This window comes from Streptomyces sp. NPDC059917, assembly GCF_042730635.1.
In the GTDB taxonomy this organism is placed as follows: Bacteria; Actinomycetota; Actinomycetes; order Streptomycetales; family Streptomycetaceae; genus Streptomyces.
Genome location: NZ_JBHWLC010000115.1, coordinates 1 through 20063, shown reverse-complemented (window position 1 = coordinate 20063; position 20063 = coordinate 1). Strand labels below are relative to the sequence as shown.

The following is a 20063-nucleotide window of genomic DNA, read 5'->3' as shown; positions in this document are numbered from 1 at the left end:
GCGCCTCCGGCGGCGCCTCAAACGCCGGCGAGGCTGAACTTGGCCAGGCCCGACCCCCGGACGCCACACGCGGCGCCTCAAGCGCCCGGCGGGGCCAAGCGGCGGCGGAAACGCGTCCGGGGCCGGACAACCGCTTCGCGCGGTGTCCGGCCCCGGACGGGCCCCCGTGGTCTCACACGGGAGGCGGGGTCACTTCTTGCGCCGACGCCCGCCGGACGCCTTCTGCGCCTTGCGCCGCTCCGCCCGAGTCATCCCGTCGCCGGAACCCTCGGCCCCGTCGGCGTCGAAGTCGCCCTCGACCACGCCGCCCTCCCCGTCCACCGTGGGAGCGGAGAAGTGCAGCCGGTCGGGCCGCTGCGGCGCGTCCAGACCCTTGGCCCGGATCTCCGGCTTCGCCAGCGACGGACCCGCGTCCTGCACCGGAACCTCCTCGACCTGCTGCTCGACCTGGACCTCCAGGTTGAACAGGTAGCCGACGGACTCTTCCTTGATGCCGTCCTGCATGGCGTTGTACATGTCGAAGCCCTCGCGCTGGTACTCGACCAGCGGGTCCTTCTGGGCCATCGCCCGCAGGCCGATGCCCTCCTGCAGGTAGTCCATCTCGTACAGGTGCTCGCGCCACTTGCGGTCCAGCACCGACAGCACCACGCGCCGCTCCAGCTCGCGCATGACGTCGGAGCCGAGCTGCGTCTCGCGCGCCTCGTACTGCTCGTGGATGTCGTCCTTGACGGACTCCGCGATGAACTCGGCCGTGATCCCGGCCCGGTCGCCCGCCGCCTCTTCCAGCTCCTCGACCGTCACCTTGATCGGGTAGAGCTGCTTGAAGGCGCCCCACAGGCGCTCCAGGTCCCACTCCTCCGCGAAGCCCTCGACCGTCTCGGCCGTGATGTAGGCGTCGATGGTGTCGTCCATCATGTGGCGGACCTGCTCCTGGAGGTCCTCGCCCTCCAGGACGCGGCGGCGCTCGCGGTAGATGACCTCGCGCTGGTTGTTGAGGACCTCGTCGTACTTCAGGACGTTCTTGCGCGTCTCGAAGTTCTGGGTCTCGACCTGCGACTGCGCGGACGCGATCGCCCGGGTCACCATCTTGTTCTCGATCGGCACGTCGTCCGGCACGTTCGCCATGGCCATGACGCGCTCGACCATCTGCGCCTTGAACAGGCGCATCAGGTCATCGCCCAGCGACAGGTAGAAGCGGGACTCGCCCGGGTCGCCCTGACGGCCGGAGCGGCCGCGCAGCTGGTTGTCGATGCGGCGCGACTCGTGCCGCTCGGTGCCCAGGACGTAGAGCCCGCCGAGGTCCTTGACCTCTTCGAACTCGGCCTTGACGGCCGCCTCCGCCTTGGTCAGCGCCGAGGGCAGGGCGTGCGCCCACTCCTCGATGTGCTCCTCCGGGTCCAGGCCCTGCTGGCGCAGCTCGGCCTCGGCGAGGTCGTCCGGGTTGCCGCCGAGCTTGATGTCGGTACCGCGACCGGCCATGTTCGTGGCGACCGTGACGGCGCCGCGACGGCCGGCCTGGGCGACGATCGAGGCCTCGCGCTCGTGCTGCTTCGCGTTCAGCACCTCGTGCGGGATGCCGCGCTTGGAGAGCTGCTGCGAGAGGTACTCGGACTTCTCGACCGAGGTGGTGCCGACCAGGATCGGCTGGCCCTTCTCGTGCTTCTCCGCGATGTCGTCGACGACGGCGGCGAACTTGGCGACCTCGGTGCGGTAGATCAGGTCGGCCTGGTCCTTGCGGACCATGTCCCGGTTGGTCGGGATCGGGACGACGCCGAGCTTGTAGATCTGGTGGAACTCGGCGGCCTCGGTCATGGCCGTACCGGTCATGCCCGAGAGCTTCGAGTACAGGCGGAAGAAGTTCTGCAGGGTGATCGTGGCGAGGGTCTGGTTCTCGTCCTTGATGTCCACCCCTTCCTTCGCCTCGATCGCCTGGTGCATGCCCTCGTTGTAGCGGCGACCCGCGAGGATGCGGCCGGTGTGCTCGTCGACGATCATGACTTCGCCGTCGATGACGACGTAGTCCTTGTCGTTCTTGAACAGTTCCTTGGCCTTGAGGGCGTTGTTCAGGTATCCGACGAGCGGGGTGTTCACCGACTCGTAGAGGTTGTCGATGCCGAGCCAGTCCTCGACCTTGGCGACACCGGCCTCGTGGATGGCGACCGTGCGCTTCTTCTCGTCGACCTCGTAGTCGCCGGTCTCCTCGATGCCCTTGAGCGGCTGGCCGGGCTCGCCCTTCTTCAGGCGGGTCACCAGCTTCGCGAAGTCGCCGTACCACTTGGTGGCCTGGTCGGCCGGACCGGAGATGATCAGCGGCGTACGGGCCTCGTCGACCAGGATCGAGTCGACCTCGTCGACCACGGCGAAGTTGTGGCCGCGCTGGACCAGCTCGTCCTTCGACCACGCCATGTTGTCGCGCAGGTAGTCGAAGCCGAACTCGTTGTTCGTGCCGTAGGTGATGTCCGAGTTGTACTGTTCGCGGCGCTGCGCGGGCGACATGTTCGCCAGGATGCAGCCGACCTCGAGGCCGAGGAACTTGTGGACCCGGCCCATCATCTCGGAGTCGCGCTCGGCCAGGTAGTCGTTCACCGTGATCAGGTGGACGCCCTTGCCGGACATCGCGTTCAGGTACGCGGGCAGGGTGCCGACGAGGGTCTTGCCCTCACCGGTCTTCATCTCGGCCACGTAGCCGAGGTGGAGTGCGGCGCCGCCCATGATCTGGACGTCGTAGTGCCGCTGGCCGAGGACGCGCTTGGCGGCCTCGCGCACCGTCGCGAAGGCCTCGGGCAGCAGGTCGTCCAGGCTCTCGCCGTCCTGGAAGCGCTGCTTGTACTCATCCGTGAGCGCCCGCAACTCGGCGTCGGAGAGGTTGACGAAGTCCTCTTCGATGGAGTTGACCTGGTCCGCGATGCGGTGCAGTTTGCGCAGGATCTTGCCTTCGCCTGCACGCATGAGCTTGTTGAAGACGGACACCGAGGTTTGTCTCCTTGCCGGTCGGGCCTGGGCACTGTTCGTACACGGGCACGGCAGGTGGACCCCACCGCAACGGCCATCGTAAGCGAGGACGTGGTCACGCCGGGAGGTCCGCCGTATCCGCAGGGCGGCTGGCACCCGCAGGGACAACGGACGGGGGGCACGGAAGGTGCCGGTGTGGGGTGAAAACTGTTCGCCCGCGCACGGCGGACCGCACAGAATCACCGGATGGAACCGAGCACGTTGATCACCGAGCGCCTCGTACTGCGCGCGCACCGGCCCGCCGACGTCCCGGAGGTGCACGCCGCCTGCCAGGACCCGGCCATCCAGCAGTGGATACCGGTGCCCGTCCCCTACGAGGTCAAGGACGCCGAGACCTACGTGACGGAGTCCGCGCCGCGCGGCTGGCGCGAGGACACCGAGTACAACTTCGCGGTCCGGCTCGGGGCGGACGGCCCGCTCGTGGCCACCCTCGGCCTGCACGCCCGGGGCGCCTTCGCGCACGAGATCGGCTACTGGTCGGTGGCCGGGCACCGCGGCCGCGGCTACATGACCGAAGCCGTCACCGCCGTCGCCCGCTGGGCCTTCACCGAGGTGGGCTGCGTCCGCCTGGTCTGGCGCGCCGGGATCGCGAACGCCGCCTCCCGCGCCGTCGCCGAGAAGTGCGGCTTCGTCGTCGAGGGCGTCCAGCGCGCGGGCATGGAGCACCGCGGGACCCTGCGGGACTGCTGGATCGGCGCGCTCCTCCCCTCCGACCTGGGCCTCCCCTCGCGGCTGCCCTACCTCCCCGACCCCCGGCGCGACGCCTGAGCCCGGCGCGCGACCGGCCGACCGGGCCGGTCTGTCAGTGGCGCCCCCTACGCTGCGGAGCATGACCTCCGCCACCGTGTCCCTGTCCGCCGCCGAGGCCCGCAGGATCGCCCTGCGCGCGCAGGGGTTCCTCGGCGCCCCCGACCGCAAGGGCGGTGTGCGCGGCCTCCTGCGGCACCTGGGCGCCGTACAGCTGGACACCATCTCGGTGCTGGCCCGCTCGCACGAGCTGATCCCGTACGCGCGCCTGGGCGCGGTGGACCGGTCCGCGGTGGAGGCCGCGTACTGGTCGGGGAACCACGCCTTCGAGTACTGGTCCCACGCGGCCTGCATCCTGCCGATCGAGGAGTGGCCGCACTTCGCCTTCCGCCGCCGGGCGCGCCGGGCCCGCGGCCACCGCTGGCACGTCCTGGCGGAGAAGGAGCGTTCGACGAAGGCGGTCCTGGACCGGCTGCGCGCCGACGGCCCGCTCACCTCCACCGAGTTGGGCGGCGCGAAGAACGGCGGCGAGTGGTTCGAATGGTCCGAGAGCAAGATCGCGGTGGAGTGGCTGCTCGACATCGGTGAGGTGGTCTGCACCGAGCGGCGCGGCTGGAAGCGGGTCTACGACCTGCCCGAGCGGGCGGTCCCGGACGCCCTGCTGCACGACGACCTGGACGACACCGAGTGCCTGCGCCGCCTGGTCGCGCTCGCGGGGCGGTCCCTGGGCGTGGGCACCCGCAGCGACATCGCCGACTACCACCGCCTCAAGAACGACCAGTTCGACGCGGTGGTCGCGGACTCCGGACTGGTCCCGGTCGAGGTCGAGGGCTGGTCCAAGCCGGCCTGGGCCGACCCGGCCGCCCTGGCCACCACCCCCCGCGGGCGCCACCGCACGACGCTGCTCTCGCCCTTCGACTCGCTGATCTGGGAGCGCCCCCGGACGGAGCGGATCTTCGGCTTCACCCATCGGCTGGAGGCCTACGTGCCCAAGCCCCGCCGGATCCACGGGTACTTCGCCATGCCGCTGCTGGCCGGCGGCCTGCTCCAGGGCCGGGTGGACCCGGGCCGCGAGGGCAGGACCCTGGTGGCCCGCCAGCTCTCCCTGACCACCCCCGCCGCGGCCCGCCCGATGGCCGAGGCACTGCGCGAGGCGGCGTCCTGGGTGGGCTGCGACGAGGTCCGGGTGGAGCGGGCGCAGAGCCCCGCGGAGGCGGCCGCCGTCACGGCGGAGCTGGCCGCCCTGTGACCGCCCCGGCCCGGCCGCCGGAGGGCGTCCGGGCCCGTCGGGTCAGCGGATCTCGAGGATCTTCTCGCGCATCGCGTAGACCACGGCTTCCATCCGGGAGTGCAGCTGGAGCTTCTCCAGGATGTTGCGGACGTGGTTCTTCACGGTGTTCTCGGAGATGAACAACTCCTTGGCGATGTCCCGGTTGTTCATCCCGGTCGCCACCAGCTTGAGCACCTCCAGCTCGCGGTCCGTCAGCCGCGGCGCGGGCACCAGCCGCCGCTCGTCGGTGCGCTGGATCATCGACTTGAACTCGGTCAGCAGCTTCGACGCCATGGAGGGGCTGATCTGCGACTGCCCGTCGGCCACGGCGCGGATCGCGGTGGCGACCTCGTCCGTGGAGATCTCCTTGAGCAGGTAGCCGGTCGCCCCGGCCTTGATCGCGTCGTAGAGGTCGGCCTCCTCGTCGCTGATCGTCAGCATGATGATCTTCGTGGAGGGGGCCACCTCCTTGATCGAGGTGCACGCCTCGATGCCGCCGCGCCGGGGCATCCGCACGTCCATCAGCACGATGTCCGGCAGCAGGTCCGCGGCCTTGTCCACCGCCTCCGCGCCGTCCCCGGCCTCGCCGACGACCTGGATGTCCTCCTCCTGCGCGAGGACGATCTCCAGCCCGCGCCGGAAGAGGGCGTGGTCGTCGACCACGAGCACACGGATCGGTTCACCGCCCGGGCCGGTCCGGCAGTCCGCACCGTCGTCAGCGCGTGCCGGTCCGAAGCTGTCCGCCATCGTTCCTCCCCCTGCAAGGCCGTGGCCCGAATTCATGTGTGGCGCCGCCGCACGCGGCGCCCTGCGTCAACCCGGCGCAGTCGGACGCCGGCTGACTGCCCGACATGATTCCATGCCCGGGCCTGCGGGCGGGGGTTGCCCAGGTGCATACGGGTGCCCCCGGCGACGAACGAGCGTCACCGGGGGCACTTCGAAGGACCGTCAGCCGCCGAGGGCTCCACCGGCTCCACCAGGCGATTCCTCCGTGCTGGAGGCACCGTCGGGGTTCACGTGAATGACGCCGTAGTCGTATGCGTGACGTCGGTAGACAACACTGGGCAACTTCGTTTCGGAGTCGACGAACAGATAGAAGTCGTGGCCGACCAGCTCCATTTCGTACAGGGCCTGGTCGAGCGACATGGGCGCGGCCGAGTGCGTCTTCTCGCGCACGATCAGCGGGCCTTCGCCCTGCACTTCGAGCGATCCGATCCGAGTGGTCGGAACCGCGTCCGCCTTCTCCTCGGTGACCGGCTCGCCGTTCCCGTTCAGCTGCGCGACGCCCGGTACGACATCGGCGACCTCGGCCGCCGAGAGTCGACCGCTGCCGCGGCGGTTGTGGCGCTTGTCGTGCTGCTTGCGCAGTCGGGCCTCGAGCTTGTCCTGGGCCAGGTCCAGCGCCGCATAGGGGTCTGCGGCGGCCGCCTCGGCCCGGATCACGGGACCCCGCGAGCGAAGGGTGATCTCCACGCGGTCGGAACGGTCGGCCTGACGCGGGTTGTGTTCCTTGGACACCTCGACGTCCAAGCTGATCACCTTGGCGTCGAGCCTCTGGATCCGCTCCGGATTCAGCTTCTCGGCCACGTGCTTGCGGAACCGCTCGGGCACTTCGGTCTTGCGGCCCTTGACGACGATGTCCACGCAGAACTCCGTTCCCGGATAGCTCCGCCTCAGCGGCGAAGCGTCTCCCTTTTGCACCAGGCCCCGATGTTCACCGGAGCCTCGGACTTGGCGACTTTCACCTCCTCCTCCCCCATCGGCAAGATCACCACCCCACCGACGTTGGAGTCGAGGGGCACGCCTGCCCGATGCGGAGAAGCTCCGAAGCGCGAGTTCCTCTTCAACCGAACATATCCCTCTTCGCCGGTTGTCGGCACCCGCTACCGGAACGTACCTCCGTTCAGGTGGCCATTCCCTCGTACTACCTGCAACGATGCGCCTTCCCACTCAGTTCCAAATCTATTCACCCATTTTTTGCTCTGTTCGAGTCGAAAGACCCCACCGGGGCGGCCACCACGGCCGCGCGCGGCCCCTCGGGACGGCCGCCGACCGCGCGCAGCGCGCGGGCCGCCTCCGCGAGGGTGGCTCCGGTGGTGATCAGGTCGTCCACGAGCACGATCCGTGCCCCCTCCAGCAGCCGCGCGCCACCGGGTCGCACCTCCAGGGCCCCGGCCAGGTTCTCCCGCCGCTGCCGGGCCCCCAGGCCCGCCTGGTCCGCCACCGGTCGCCGCTGGCGCAGTACGGGCGCCACCCGCGCCGGGATCCCGCCCCGGCGCAGTCGGGCCGAGGCCGCCAGCGCGATCCTGCGCGCCGGATCGTGCCCGCGCGCCCGCACCTGCCACCGCGACGAGGGCACCGGCACCAGGACCAGGCCCGCCCGGTCCCCGTCCCCGCCGCCCGACCGGACGGCCGCGGCCAGCGCCCCGCCGAGCACCCCGGCCAGCTGGAGCGCCCCGCGCTCCTTGTGGGCGAGCAGCACCGCCCGTACGCCGTCCGCGTACCCGGCGCCGGCGTGCACCACGGGCAGCCCCGGCGGCTCCGGACGCGGCCGCACGACCCCCGCCCCGCCCCCGCTCAGCCCTCCCCGACACTCCGCGCACACCACCTCGCGCCCCGCCCCGCACCCCGCACACCGCGCGGGCAGGACGAGCCCCGCCACCTCCCCCCACCACCCCATCGCCCCACTCTCCCGCACTCCAACCCCGCCCCACACCCCCTGTGGACAACCACGACGGCGGAGACACGGGCTCCCCCTCCGCAGGGGTGGTGGGGCCGTGCCGGGGTGCGGTGTCCCCGCAGGCCGAGCGGTCACCACCGCCCACGCACTCCGAGAGCCCCGAGCCCGCGAGCCGAGGAGACACCGCACCCCGGCACGGCCCCACCACCCCGACCCCCCGACCGGCCCCGACCGGTCCCGACCGGCCCCAACTCCGGCCCCGGCCCCGGCCCCCGGAGGACCTAGCCGGGATACACCGGCCCCTTGCCCCCCGCCGCCGCCGTGCGCCACTGCGCACCCGGCGGCAGCCACACGATGCCGTCCTCCTCGGAGCGCCCGACCACCGGCTTCTTCTCGTCCTCCGACGCCGCGACCTCCGTCAGCCCGGTCGCCCCCGGCAGGCTCGCCGCGACCATCGACCCGTCGGCCAGCACGTAGCGCGCCTGCACCACCCCGCCGTTCTCGCGCCCGATGACCAGCAACCGCCCGCGCGGGGCCCAGCTCATCGCCGTCACGCTCGCCATCTGCGGCGCAGCCGGACGCAGTTCGCGCACGGAGACGGTCGCCGCGTCCGCCTTGTCCTCGGGCCGCTCGATCCGGCCGATGTACAGGTTCTTGCGGCCGTCCTTCGTCACCAGCAGCGCGATCCGGACCCCGTCGGAGGACACCCGCAGCTGGCTGATCTGCCCGTTGTCGAGCCCCGCGACGTCCACCCGGGAGGGCGTCCCGGTCCCGCCCGGCACCCGGTACAGCCCCGGGTTCTGCGGGTCCTGGTCCGCGATCCACAGGTCACCGCGCGCGTCCCAGCTCGGGGCGGTCAGCTTGTTCGCCTTGCTGGTCAGCAACGGCACCGGCATCGGTCCGGCCGTGGTCAGCGAGACGACGTGCAGGGCGTGCCCGTCCTCGGAGACGACCGCGGCGCGCTTCTCGTCGTAGGTGACGGCCGCCGAGCCCACCCGGAAGGCGGCGCCCGGCCCCGCGGTGGACAGCGGGCCCGGAACCGGTTCGGCCGGATCCTGCTGGTCCTCCTTCTCGACCGCCAGGCTCATCCGGACCAGTCGGCGGTCCTTGTCCACGTAGTACTGGAAGCGCGACGACGGCACCCGGTTGGCGATGGTGGACGCCGCGCCCTCGGTCACCGCGCACAGCGAGGAGCCGTCGGAGCGCAGCAGCTCGACCCGGTCGAGCCGCGAGGTCGTCATGTCCCGCACGGTGTAGAAGAGTTGGGTCGCCATCTTCTGGCACTGCGGGTGCGCGACGTTGTCCGCCTTCTCGTTGAGCGGCACCCGCAGCGTGTTCTGGCCGTCGTACGAGAGGGACTTGGTGCCCTCGCGCAGTTCCGTGCCGGTGGGGAAGTGGGAGGCGACGACCGGGCCGAGCCACTTGGACGGGCCGGCCAGCAGGGACCGTACGGTCTGGGTCATCGGGTCCATGCGCGTGTCCGGATCGGTGCGCTGGCGCACGTACACCGGGTCGGCGACGAGCGTCCCGTCCGCGAAGTAGTACTTGTTGACGGGCCGGAAGATCCGCTGGAAGTCGGACTCGCTGAGGACCAGGCCCCCGGGCGGCGCCGCGATCCGCCACTGCTTGTTCTTGTCCTGGACGAGCTGGATGAACTCCTCGTAGCGCCCGCCGGCGGCGTCCGGCTGGTACGCGCTGCGCTCGTCCACCGTCGCGAGGCGCTTGCCGGTGACCTTGAACCGGGGCCCCTCGGGGTCCTTCGCGCCCTGGACCGAGATGCGCGTGATGCCACCGGAGAGCACGGTGATGGCCGAGCTGGGCTTCCAGCTCTTCGCCGCGTCCTCCGTGAGGTACTTGCGGGCGGTCTCCAGCTGCGGGTCGTCGCTGGTCATCGCTTCGAGGAAGCCGTCGACGATCTCAGGCGGGGTGGCCTTGTCCGAGGGCGGTACGCCGAACACCCGCACCTGCGAGTCGACGCCCTGGGACGCCTGGACCTCGGTGATCTCGCCGTGGTCGGGCATGGAGGCGCAGCCCGACGCCAGCAGCGCGCCGCACAGGGCGCTGCCGAGGGCGACCGTCAGCCGCCGCGCGCCGCGGTCGCCGCGGGCGGGGGGCGTCGTGGGATCGGGCTCAGCGTCCACCGGTTGCGTCCTCCTGTGCGTGATCCGCAGCTCCACCATCCGTACCGGACGCCCCACCGGCCCCGGCAGCTCCACCGGCACCGGCGTTGCCGCCCGGCTCCGGGCTCCGGGAGACCACCCGGGCCCCGGACCCCGGCAGCGCCGTCGGGTCCGCGGGGACGGGCACCGCCCCGGCGACCGCCGAGCGCGGCGGGATCGGCGACCGGTCCGTCGGAGCCGGCTGCGCGGCGCCCGCACCGGCGAGCCGTCCCTCGGCCGCGGCCCGCGCCCGGTTCCCGCGCGAGTCCTCCGGTTCCAGGGGGATCGGGGAGCCGCGCAGCGGTTCGTCCGCGGTCCGCGGCAGCGTGAGGCGGAACTGGGAGCCACCGCCCGGTTCGCCCCAGGCCTGGAGCCAGCCGCCGTGCAGCCGGGCGTCCTCCACCGCGATGGACAGGCCGAGGCCGGTCCCGCCGGTGGTGCGGGCGCGCGCCGGGTCGGCGCGCCAGAAGCGGTTGAAGACCCGGGTGGCCTCGCCCGGCTTGAGGCCCACCCCGTAGTCCCGTACGGCCACGGCCACCGCACCGCCCGCCGAGGCGAGCCGGACCACCACGTCGCGGCCCTCGCCGTGCTCGACGGCGTTGACGACCAGATTGCGCAGCACCCGCTCCACCCGCCGGGCATCGGCCTCGGCGATGACGGGCTGGGTGTCCCCGAGCACCCGCACGCGGCTGCCCTTGCGCTCGGACAGCGGCTCGGCCGCGTCGATGACCCGGCGGACCACGTCGCGCAGGTCGATCGGCTCCGCCTCCAGAGCGGCGGCGCCCGCGTCGAACCGGCTGATCTCCAGCAGGTCGGCGAGGAGCGACTCGAAGCGGTCGAGCTGCCCCGCGAGCAGTTCCGCGGCGCGCGCGGTGACCGGGTCGAAGTCGACCCGGGCGTCGTGGATGACGTCGGCGGCCATCCGGACGGTGGTCAGCGGGGTGCGCAGCTCGTGGGAGACGTCGGAGACGAAGCGGCGCTGCATCCGGGACAGCTCTTCCAGCTGCTGGATCTTGTGCGAGAGGTTCTGGGCCATCTTGTTGAAGGCTTCGCCCAATCGGGCGATGTCGTCCTCGCCGGTGACCTTCATCCGTTCCTGGAGCCGGCCCGCCGAGAGCCGCTCGGCGACCCCGGCCGCCATCCGGACCGGTGTGACCACCTGGCGCACGACGAACCACGCGATGGCGCCGAGCAGCACGACCACGAAGAGCCCGGCGGTGGCGATGGTGGTCTTGACCAGGTTCAGGGACTCCTGCTCCTGGGTGAGCGGGAAGAGGTAGTACAGGTCGTAGGGCTCGCCGTTGATGTCGGTGAGCCGCTTGCCGATCACCAGCGCCGCCTCGGATTCGGTGCCCGGGGTGCTGTAGCGGATGCTGGAGAAGGTCAGGAAGGTGCCGGTCGCGTGGTTGACGGCCTTGCGCAGCGACAGCGGGACGCTGGCGGTCGGGTCCACGTCGCCGGAGGCGCGCGCTCCGCGCACCCCGGGCCCCAGCTCACCGGTTCCGGCGCCGAGCGCGACCACCTCGAAGGCGGTCTGCCCACCACTGGCCAGCTGCTTGACCAGGGAACTCATCCAGGTGCTGGCGTCCCGACCGACCTTGGTGTCGACGGCGGTGGGATCCGGCCCGTCGGTCGTCAAGGGCGCGTTGGCCTTCTCCTGTGCGACCGCGAAGCCGCCCGCCGCCTGGCTCTGCGCGGCCTCTTCCTTGGCGTCGAGCAGCCCCTTGCTGACCGACGCGATGACGACGAAGCCCAGGCTGAGGACCACGGCCAGCGACATGAGCAGGGTGCCGGCGACCACCCTGAGCTGGAGGTTGCGCCGCCAGAGGCGGACAGCCGGAAGCAGCGGCCTGCGTACGAGCCGTACGAACAGCCGCAGCACGGGACCGCCGGCCGCCCCGTCAGTCATCTGACGGAGCTGCCGACCGCCCCGCAGGGCCCCCCGACGGGGGCCGCGGAGCGGCTTGCCGGGCTTCATGTCAGCTCGGTCCGGCCTTGTAGCCGACGCCACGTACGGTCACCACGATCTCCGGGCGCTCCGGGTCCTTCTCGACCTTGGAGCGCAGTCGCTGAACATGCACGTTGACCAGGCGGGTGTCCGCCGCGTGCCGGTAGCCCCAGACCTGCTCCAGCAGCACCTCGCGGGTGAAGACCTGCCAGGGCTTGCGGGCGAGGGCGACCAGCAGGTCGAATTCGAGCGGGGTCAGCGCGATGGAGCCGCCGTCCCGCTTCACGGAGTGCCCGGCCACGTCGATGACCAGGTCACCGATGGTGAGCTGCTCGGGCGCGGGCTCCTCCGAGCGGCGCAGGCGGGCCCGGATGCGGGCCACCAGCTCCTTGGGCTTGAACGGCTTGACCATGTAGTCGTCGGCGCCGGACTCCAGCCCCACGACCACGTCGACCGTGTCGCTCTTCGCCGTGAGCATCACGATCGGCACGCCGGACTCGGCGCGGATCAGCCGACAGACCTCTATGCCGTCCCGTCCGGGCAGCATGAGGTCCAGCAGTACCAGGTCAGGCTTGGCCTCCCGGAAAGCAGCAAGTGCCTTGTCGCCGTCCGCTACGAACGACGGCTCAAAACCTTCTCCACGCAGCACAATGCCGAGCATCTCGGCCAGCGCGGTGTCGTCGTCGACGACAAGGACGCGTCCCTTCATGGTTGACATCATCCCATTAGCTAATCGTTACCTGGCGGTGAGCTGTCCCACAGCCAAAAGGGCTGGAAATCGCCCCTCTGACCTGCGTCGTGATCCAGTCGTCCAGTCTGCCTCGGATCCGGACGACAATTGAAGGTGCGGGCCGCCCCGATATCCGGGGGGAGGGAGCCGGTCCGTCCGGAGTTCCCACGTGACACGATGGCAGCGATCCGGCGCCACCGGCGGCGCGGTACACGTGAAGGAGCGACGATGAACGACTCTCCGGGCTGGGCTACGCCCGGACCCTCGCCGTCCGAAGGAGAGCGCAACGGCGCTCCCGACCCGAACGGTACGGGGGCGCAGCCGCCATCCTCACCACCTTCCCAGAACCCGGCCCCGGCCGGGCAGCCCGGACAGCCCCCGGCCGACTCCAAGTGGTCCGCCCAGCAGCCGCCCCCCGGCCAGTGGTCCAGCCCCGGTGCGCCCCCGGCCGCCGGCGGCCCCGCCGCGCCCGCCGACGGCGCCCCCCAGCAGCCGCAGCCCGGCGCGGGCTGGGGCTCGTACGGCGGCGGCCAGGGCGGTCAGGGCGGCCAGTACGGCGCCCCCTACGGCGGTGGCGGCCAGTACGGCTACCCCGGCGCTCCCGGCGGCTGGGGCAAGCCCCCGGCGGCCAAGCCCGGCGTGATCCCGCTGCGGCCCCTCGGCCTCGGCGAGATCCTCGACGGCGCGGTCACCACCATGCGCACCCACTGGCGCTCGGTGCTGTCCGTCACCGCCGTCGTCGCCGTGATCGTCCAGCTCGCCACGGTGGTCTTCCAGCGCTACGCGCTGGCCCACCTCACGGCCGGCCCGGGCACCATCGCCGGACCCCGCGAGGTCCTCGACGCCATGGGCGGCAGCCTCACCATCTCGACGGTGACGATCTTCATCCAGGTCATCGGCGGGATCCTCGCCACCGCCCTGCTCACCATGATCTTCAGCCGGGCGGTGCTCGGCCAGTCCTCCACGGTCGCCGGCGCCTGGGGCGACGCCCGCCCCCAGCTGCTGCGCCTGGCCGGGCTGACGCTCCTGATGACCGTCGCCTCCACCGCCCTGCTCCTCGTCCTGCTGCTCCCGGGCATCCTCGCGGACAGCGCCGCCCTCACCGTCCTCGGCGGGCTCGGCGGCCTCGTGCTGCTGGCCTGGCTGTGGGTCCGCTTCAGCCTGGCCTCGCCCGCGCTGATGCTGGAGAAGGCGACCGTCATGAAGTCGCTGGCCCGCTCGGCCAAGCTGGTCCAGGGCGCCTGGTGGCGGATCTTCGGGATCTCGATCCTGACCGGCCTCATCGTCGGCGTCATCTCGATGATCATCGCCGTGCCGTTCTCCGTCCTCGCCATCGCCTTCGGCGGCGGATTCGACGCCATGATCGCCGGTGACACCCCCGACAGCTGGGCGTACCTGCTCATCTCGGCGATCGGCGGAGTCATCGCCATGGCCATCACCATGCCGATGCAGTCCGGCGTCACCGTCCTGCTCTACATCGACCAGCGCATCCGGCGCGAGGCCCTCGACCTGGAACTGGCCCGCGCGGCCGGCGTCGAGAACTACGGCGCCAACGGCACCCCGCACCCCGGCGCCGGCGGCTGATGCGGTGATCACCACGGGGGGACCGATCACACGCACCACGGCGGCCCTGCTGCCGCGGACCGACGAAGTACCACCGCTGACGACTCCGCGCGACGCGGCCCGCGAGGCCGCCGAACGCGAACTGTCCAAGCCGCTCTACCACCAGAACGACCCGAGCCCGATCCAGCGGGCCATCGACCGCTTCTGGGAGTGGCTCGGCGACCTCATGAACTCCGCGTCCGACGCCACGCCCGGCGGCCCGGTGGGGATCCTCGTGATCGTCGTCGTGGTCGCCCTGCTCATAGCCGCCCTGTGGTGGCGGCTCGGCTCCCCCCGCCGCGCCGCCACCAGCGCCGGGCTCCTCTTCGACGAGGCCGTCCGCAGCGCCGCCGACCACCGCGCCAGCGCCGAGGCCCACGCCGCCGCCGGACACTGGACCGAGGCCGTCCAGGAACGCATGCGCGCCGTCGTGCGCTCCCTGGAGGAACGCACCCTGCTCGACCCGCGCCCCGGCCGCACCGCCGACGAGGCCGCCGCCGAAGCCGCGCGCTCGCTCCCCGCCCACGGCGCGCAACTGCACGCCGCCGCCCGGACCTTCGACGACGTCACCTACGGCGCCCGCCCCGCCGACTCCGGTACGTACGCCCGCCTGCGCGACCTCGACCTCGCCCTGGAACGCGCCAAGCCCGTCCTGACCACCGCGGGAGGACCGGCCGCATGAGCACCGCCCCGCCCCCCGCGCCGACGCCCGTCCCCCCGACCGCCCGCGCCGCCACCTCCACCGCGATGGGCCCCGCCGGGATCTGGCGCCGGGCCCGCGGCTTCCTCGTCGTGGTCGCCGCCCTGCTCGTCGCCGGCATCGCCCTGGCCTCCCTGCAGTCCGGCAGCCACCACGGCCAGTTCGACCCGCGCTCCGCCGACCCCACCGGCAGCCGGGCCCTCGCCCAGCTCCTGGAGCAGCGCGGCGTCACCACCCGCGTCGTGACCACCACCGCCGAAGCCACCGCGGCCGCCGACACCGACACGACGCTCCTGGTCACCGAACCCGACCTGCTCGACGAGCAGCGACGCGTGGCCCTGAACACCGCGATGGACCTCTCCGGCGGCCGTACGGTCCTGCTCGCGCCCACCGGCCACGCCCTGGCCGGGCTCACCCCCGGCGTCCGCGTCAAGGGCACCGCCCACGACACGAACCTCTCCCCCGGCTGCACCCTGCCCGCGGCCGTCGCGGCCGGCCGCGCCTCGACCGGCGACGGCCTGCGCTACACCACCGACCTCCCGCTCGCGCAGTCCTGCTACCCCAGCGGCTCCGCCGCCACCCTGCTCCGGCTCCCCGGAGCGGGCGGCGCGGACACCGTCGTCCTCGGCTCCGGGCTGATCCTCCAGAACGAGACCCTGGCCGACGAGGGCAACGCGGCCCTCGCCCTGCAACTCCTCGGCTCCCGGCCGAACCTCGTCTGGTTCATCCCCTCGCCCGCCGACACCGCCGACGGCGCGCGCGAGCAGGACAAGAGCTTCTTCGACCTCATCCCCGCCGGCTGGGGCTGGGCCCTGCTCCAACTCACCGTCGCCGCCGTGCTCGCCGCGCTCTGGCGGGCCCGGCGCCTCGGCCCGCTGGTCACCGAGCGGCTCCCGGTCGCCGTCCGCGCCTCCGAGGCCACCGAAGGCCGCGCCCGCCTCTACCGCAAGGTGGCCGCCCGCGACCGGGCCGCCACCGTGCTGCGGGAAGCCGCCCGCGAGCGCCTGGCCGCGCTGGTCGGCGTACCGCCCTCGCACGCCCAGGACCCCGCCGCCCTGCTGCCCGCGGTCGCCGACCGGCTGACCGACGCCGAAAGCGACCTCCCCGGGCTGCTCTTCGGCCCCGCTCCCTCGAACGACGCGGCGCTCGTCGCGCTCGTCGATCACCTCGACACCCTCGAAAGAGAGGTCCGTACCTCATGACGGCCACGCCCGCCGACGCCTACCAGGCCGCCCCCGCCCACCCGGACGCGGACCGCGCACGCGCCTCCCTCGAAGCGCTGCGCACCGAGATCGGCAAGGCCGTCGTCGGCCAGGACGCCGCCGTCACCGGCCTCGTCGTCGCCCTGCTGTGCCGCGGCCACGTCCTGCTCGAAGGCGTCCCCGGCGTCGCCAAGACCCTGCTGGTCCGCGCCTTGGCCGCCTCCCTCGACATCGGCACCAAGCGCGTCCAGTTCACCCCCGACCTGATGCCGAGCGACATCACCGGCTCGCTGGTCTACGACGCCCGCACCGCCGAGTTCTCCTTCCAGGAGGGCCCGGTCTTCACCAACCTCCTCCTCGCGGACGAGATCAACCGGACGCCCCCCAAGACCCAGGCGTCCCTGCTCGAAGCGATGGAGGAGCGCCAGGTCACCGTCGACGGCACCCCGCGCCCGCTCCCCGACCCCTTCCTCGTCGCCGCGACGCAGAACCCCGTCGAGTACGAGGGCACCTACCCGCTGCCCGAGGCCCAGCTCGACCGCTTCCTGCTCAAGCTCACCGTGCCGCTGCCCTCCCGCACGGACGAGATCGACGTCCTGGCCCGGCACGCCGCCGGTTTCGACCCCCGCGACCTCGACGCCGCCGGAGTGCGCCCCGTCGCCGGCCCCGCCGACCTCGAGGCCGCCCGCCGCGCCGTCGCCGCCACCACGGTCTCCCCCGAGATCACCGGCTACGTCGTCGACATCTGCCGCGCCACCCGCGAATCGCCCTCGCTCACCCTCGGCGTCTCCCCGCGCGGCGCCACCGCCCTGCTCTCCACCGCCCGCGCCTGGGCCTGGTTGACCGGCCGCGACTACGTCACCCCCGACGACGTCAAGGCCCTCGCCCTGCCCACGCTGCGCCACCGCGTCCAGCTGCGGCCCGAGGCCGAGATGGAAGGCGTCACCGCGGACGCGGTCATCACCGCGATCCTCTCCCACGTCCCCGTCCCGCGCTGATGGCCCTCACCGGACGCGCCGCCCTGGTCGCGGCCCTCGGCGCGCTCCCCGTCGGCCTGCTCGAACCGAGCTGGACGGGGATCCTCGCCGTCAACGGACCCCTGGCCCTGGCCTGCGCCGTCGACTACGCCCTCGCCGCGCCGGTGCGCACCCTGCGGCTCGCCCGCTCCGGCGACACCGCGGTGCGCCTGGGCGAGGCCGCCGAGGTCCACCTCAGCGTCACCAACCCCGGCGGCCGCACCCTGCGCGCCCGGATCCGCGACGCCTGGCCCCCGAGCAGCTGGGTCCCGGACGCCGAGGCGGACGCCTCCCGGCACGCCCTGACCGTCCCCGCGGGCGAACGCCGCCGGGTCACCACCCGGCTGCGGCCCTCCCGGCGCGGGGACCGGCGCGCCGACCGCGTCACCGTCCGCTCGTACGGCCCGCTCGGGCTGATGGCCCGCCAGGGCACCCACGTCGTGCCCTGGACGGTCCGCGTCCTGCCCCCCTTCACCAGCCGCAAGCACCTGCCGTCCCGGCTCGCCCGGCTGCGCGAACTCGACGGCCGCACAAGCGTGCTGACGCGCGGTGAGGGAACCGAGTTCGACAGCCTGCGGGACTACGTGCCCGGCGACGACACCCGCTCCATCGACTGGCGGGCCACCGCCCGGCAGAACAAGGTCGCCGTCCGCACCTGGCGTCCCGAACGCGACCGGCACATCCTGATCTGCCTCGACACGGGCCGCACGTCGGCCGGCCGCGTCGGCGACGCCCCGCGCCTGGACTCCGCCATGGACGCGGCCCTGCTGCTCGCCGCCCTGGCCACCCGCGCGGGCGACCGCGTGGACCTGCTGGCCCACGACCGGCGCACCCGCGCCCAGGTCCAGGGCCGCCCGCCCGCCGACGTCCTGCCCGCCTTCGTCAACGCGATGGCCCCGCTGGAGCCCGAACTCGTCGAGACGGACTCCCGCAGCCTGGTCTCCAGCATCCTGCGCGGCGCCCCGCGCCGCTCCCTGGTCGTCCTGCTGACCAGCCTGGACGCGGCGCCGATCGAGGAGGGCCTGCTCCCGCTGCTGCCCAGCCTCACCCAGCGGCACACGGTCCTGCTCGCCTCCGTCGCCGATCCGCACATCGCGCGGATGGCCACCGCCCGCGGCACGGTCGACGCGGTCTACGAGGCCGCCGCGGGCACCCGGACCCGCGCCCAGCGCGGCCGCACCGCCGACCAGCTCTCCCGGCACGGCGTCCACGTCGTCGACGCCACCCCCGACACCCTGGCCCCGGCCCTCGCCGACGCCTACCTCGCCCTCAAGGCCGCGGGCCGCCTCTGACCGGTCGTCCCGGCACGGTCACCTCGCCATCAGCGGGCGCCGTCCCCGGTCACCCGGCCGGCGATCAGCCGCGCGCACTCCAGCGCCTCCGCGTGCGAGGTGTCCACCTCCAGGTCGTAGACCACGCCCCGGTGGACCGCCTCGGCCTGGGCCGCTGCCATCCCGGCCACCCGGTCACCGCGCGCCAGCTCCCGGCCCGCGGCGACCGGGGCCTCACAGCGGACGCCGACCCACAGCACCTCCAGCCCGTCCAGCGCCGCGCGCCACCGCTGCTGCGAGTCCGGACCACCGAGGAACACCTCGTCGACGATGATCCGGGCCCCCGCCCGGGCCATCGCGGCGACCCCGGCGATCCACGCCGCTTCCACCGCCCTGAACCGCGACCCGACGACGACCCCGCCGTCCGCCGCGAACTCGATCCCCTCCTCCGATGCCCGCATCGCCGCGGGCATCGCCTCGACCAGCGTGTCCACCCCGAGCGCGAGCCACGGGTCCGGCAGCAGCGCCTGGAGGCACCGCGCGATCCCCGACTTGCCCGCACTGGAACCACCGTTGAGGACGATCACCCGAGTCACCATCGGATCACTGTACGAGGCAAGATCTTCCCGGCCCCATCAATTTCTTGATCCACTCACCCCGCGGAGAGGAACCCCACGTGGACGAGCACGCCCAGCACGGCGAACGGGACGAACTGGCCCAGCGGTTCGAGGAGCACCGGCCGCACCTGCGCGCGGTGGCCTACCGGATGCTCGGCTCGATGAGCGAGACGGACGACGTGATCCAGGAGGCCTGGCTCCGGCTCAGCGCCCAGGACGCCACCACCATCGAGAACCTCGGCGGCTGGCTGACCACCGTGGTCGCACGGCTGTGCCTGAACGGGCTGCGCTCGCGCGCGCACCGCCGCGAGGACTCCCTCGAGATCCGGATACCCGACCCGGTGATCAGCCGCGAGCACGTGATCGACCCCGAACAGGAGGTCCTGCTGGCCGACTCGGTCGGGCTGGCCCTGCTGGTGGTGCTCGAATCCCTGAGCCCGGCCGAGCGGCTCTCCTTCGTCCTGCACGACATGTTCGCCGTGCCCTTCGACGAGATCGCCCCGATGATCGACAAAACCCCGGCCGCGACCCGCCAGCTCGCCAGCCGGGCCCGCCGCCGGGTCCAGGGCCGGGCCCCCGTTCCCGACCCGGACCTCACCCGCCAGCGGGAGGTGGTCAACGCCTTCTTCGCCGCGGCCCGCGACGGCGACTTCGAGGCGCTCGTCTCCGTGCTGCACCCCGATGTGGTCCTGCGCTCCGACGGCGGCGTCGTCCGCGCCCGCCACACGGTCGTCCTGGACGGCGCCCGGACCGTGGCCGGTCAGGCGATCACCTTCGGTTCGCTGTCCCCGTTCGCGCTGCCGGCCTTGATCAACGGGGCCGCGGGCGTCGTGGTCATCGCCAACGGCCGCCCGCTGTCGATCATGGCGTTCACCGTCGTGGACGGCCTGACCGTGGCCATCGACGTCATCGCGGACCCGGAGCGCCTGGCGGAGTTCGACCTCACCATGTTCGACGCCTGACGGCCCGTGGGCCCGGACCTTCCGTCCGGGCCCGCACGACCGCGAAAAAGGTCCGGAACGCAGAAAAGCCCCGCACCATAAGGTGCGGGGCTTTCCCACAATGATTGTTCGGCGGCGTCCTACTCTCCCACAGGGTCCCCCCTGCAG

At 72.7% G+C, this 20063-nt stretch carries 16 protein-coding genes; 8 read left to right on the top strand and 8 right to left on the bottom strand.

Features of this window, described 5'->3' with window-relative positions:
• Positions 1 to 189: 189 nt before the first annotated feature.
• The gene (gene secA, locus ACFWAR_RS36665) at positions 190 to 2970 is read right to left on the bottom strand and encodes a preprotein translocase subunit SecA (protein ID WP_385787196.1); all 2781 of its coding nucleotides are present in this window, start codon (positions 2968 to 2970) and stop codon (positions 190 to 192) included.
• A gap of 228 nt (positions 2971 to 3198) precedes the next feature.
• Here secA and ACFWAR_RS36660 point away from each other — a divergent pair, with 228 nt between their 5' ends.
• Complete coding sequence (locus ACFWAR_RS36660) at positions 3199 to 3780, top strand: GNAT family N-acetyltransferase (protein ID WP_385787193.1); 582 nt, start codon at positions 3199 to 3201, stop codon at positions 3778 to 3780.
• Positions 3781 to 3841: 61 nt separating this feature from the next.
• Positions 3842 to 5008, top strand: a complete 1167-nt coding sequence (locus tag ACFWAR_RS36655; protein ID WP_385787190.1) for a winged helix-turn-helix domain-containing protein — start codon at positions 3842 to 3844, stop codon at positions 5006 to 5008.
• Between the two features lie 42 nt (positions 5009 to 5050).
• Here the strand turns inward: ACFWAR_RS36655 and ACFWAR_RS36650 are convergent, their stop codons facing one another.
• From ACFWAR_RS36650 to mtrA, 6 genes are all read right to left on the bottom strand, one after another.
• Positions 5051 to 5776 carry a response regulator transcription factor gene (locus tag ACFWAR_RS36650; protein WP_354383978.1) on the bottom strand — a complete coding sequence of 242 codons (726 nt, stop codon included), beginning with the start codon at positions 5774 to 5776 and terminating at the stop codon, positions 5051 to 5053.
• A 201-nt stretch (positions 5777 to 5977) separates the two neighbouring features.
• The gene (gene hpf, locus ACFWAR_RS36645; RefSeq protein WP_385787186.1) at positions 5978 to 6673 is read right to left on the bottom strand and encodes a ribosome hibernation-promoting factor, HPF/YfiA family; all 696 of its coding nucleotides are present in this window, start codon (positions 6671 to 6673) and stop codon (positions 5978 to 5980) included.
• Positions 6674 to 6995: 322 nt separating this feature from the next.
• Positions 6996 to 7586: a ComF family protein gene (locus ACFWAR_RS36640; protein WP_385787183.1), complete on the bottom strand. Its 591-nt coding sequence runs from the start codon at positions 7584 to 7586 to the stop codon at positions 6996 to 6998.
• Positions 7587 to 7990: 404 nt separating this feature from the next.
• Positions 7991 to 9850, bottom strand: coding sequence for an LpqB family beta-propeller domain-containing protein (locus ACFWAR_RS36635; protein WP_385787180.1), 1860 nt, complete (start codon positions 9848 to 9850; stop codon positions 7991 to 7993).
• The gene (mtrB, locus tag ACFWAR_RS36630) at positions 9840 to 11846 is read right to left on the bottom strand and encodes an MtrAB system histidine kinase MtrB (protein WP_385787177.1); all 2007 of its coding nucleotides are present in this window, start codon (positions 11844 to 11846) and stop codon (positions 9840 to 9842) included. Before mtrB ends, ACFWAR_RS36635 begins: the two co-directional genes overlap by 11 nt.
• 1 nt (position 11847) lies before the next feature.
• Positions 11848 to 12537, bottom strand: coding sequence for a two-component system response regulator MtrA (gene mtrA / locus ACFWAR_RS36625; RefSeq protein WP_354383973.1), 690 nt, complete (start codon positions 12535 to 12537; stop codon positions 11848 to 11850).
• 237 nt (positions 12538 to 12774) lie between these two features.
• Between mtrA and ACFWAR_RS36620 the strand changes: the two genes are divergently transcribed.
• The 5 genes from ACFWAR_RS36620 to ACFWAR_RS36600 are packed head-to-tail and all read left to right on the top strand — an operon-like array spanning position 12775 to position 18358.
• Positions 12775 to 14130: a hypothetical protein gene (locus ACFWAR_RS36620; RefSeq protein WP_385787173.1), complete on the top strand. Its 1356-nt coding sequence runs from the start codon at positions 12775 to 12777 to the stop codon at positions 14128 to 14130.
• A gap of 4 nt (positions 14131 to 14134) precedes the next feature.
• Complete coding sequence (locus ACFWAR_RS36615; RefSeq protein WP_385787170.1) at positions 14135 to 14830, top strand: DUF4129 domain-containing protein; 696 nt, start codon at positions 14135 to 14137, stop codon at positions 14828 to 14830.
• Entirely contained in the window at positions 14827 to 16050 is a 1224-nt protein-coding gene (locus tag ACFWAR_RS36610) for a DUF4350 domain-containing protein (protein ID WP_385787168.1), read from the top strand. The genes ACFWAR_RS36615 and ACFWAR_RS36610 overlap by 4 nt, the downstream gene beginning before the upstream one ends.
• The gene (locus tag ACFWAR_RS36605; RefSeq protein WP_385787165.1) at positions 16047 to 17048 is read left to right on the top strand and encodes an AAA family ATPase; all 1002 of its coding nucleotides are present in this window, start codon (positions 16047 to 16049) and stop codon (positions 17046 to 17048) included. The genes ACFWAR_RS36610 and ACFWAR_RS36605 overlap by 4 nt, the downstream gene beginning before the upstream one ends.
• Positions 17048 to 18358 (top strand): DUF58 domain-containing protein, encoded by a 1311-nt coding sequence (locus ACFWAR_RS36600; protein WP_385787162.1) that lies wholly within the window; start codon positions 17048 to 17050, stop codon positions 18356 to 18358. The genes ACFWAR_RS36605 and ACFWAR_RS36600 overlap by 1 nt, the downstream gene beginning before the upstream one ends.
• Positions 18359 to 18387: 29 nt before the next feature.
• Here the strand turns inward: ACFWAR_RS36600 and cpt are convergent, their stop codons facing one another.
• Positions 18388 to 18936 (bottom strand): chloramphenicol phosphotransferase CPT, encoded by a 549-nt coding sequence (gene cpt, locus ACFWAR_RS36595; protein WP_385787159.1) that lies wholly within the window; start codon positions 18934 to 18936, stop codon positions 18388 to 18390.
• Between the two features lie 77 nt (positions 18937 to 19013).
• Here cpt and sigJ point away from each other — a divergent pair, with 77 nt between their 5' ends.
• Positions 19014 to 19916 (top strand): RNA polymerase sigma factor SigJ, encoded by a 903-nt coding sequence (sigJ, locus tag ACFWAR_RS36590; protein ID WP_385787157.1) that lies wholly within the window; start codon positions 19014 to 19016, stop codon positions 19914 to 19916.
• The last annotated feature ends 147 nt before the right edge of the window (positions 19917 to 20063 follow it).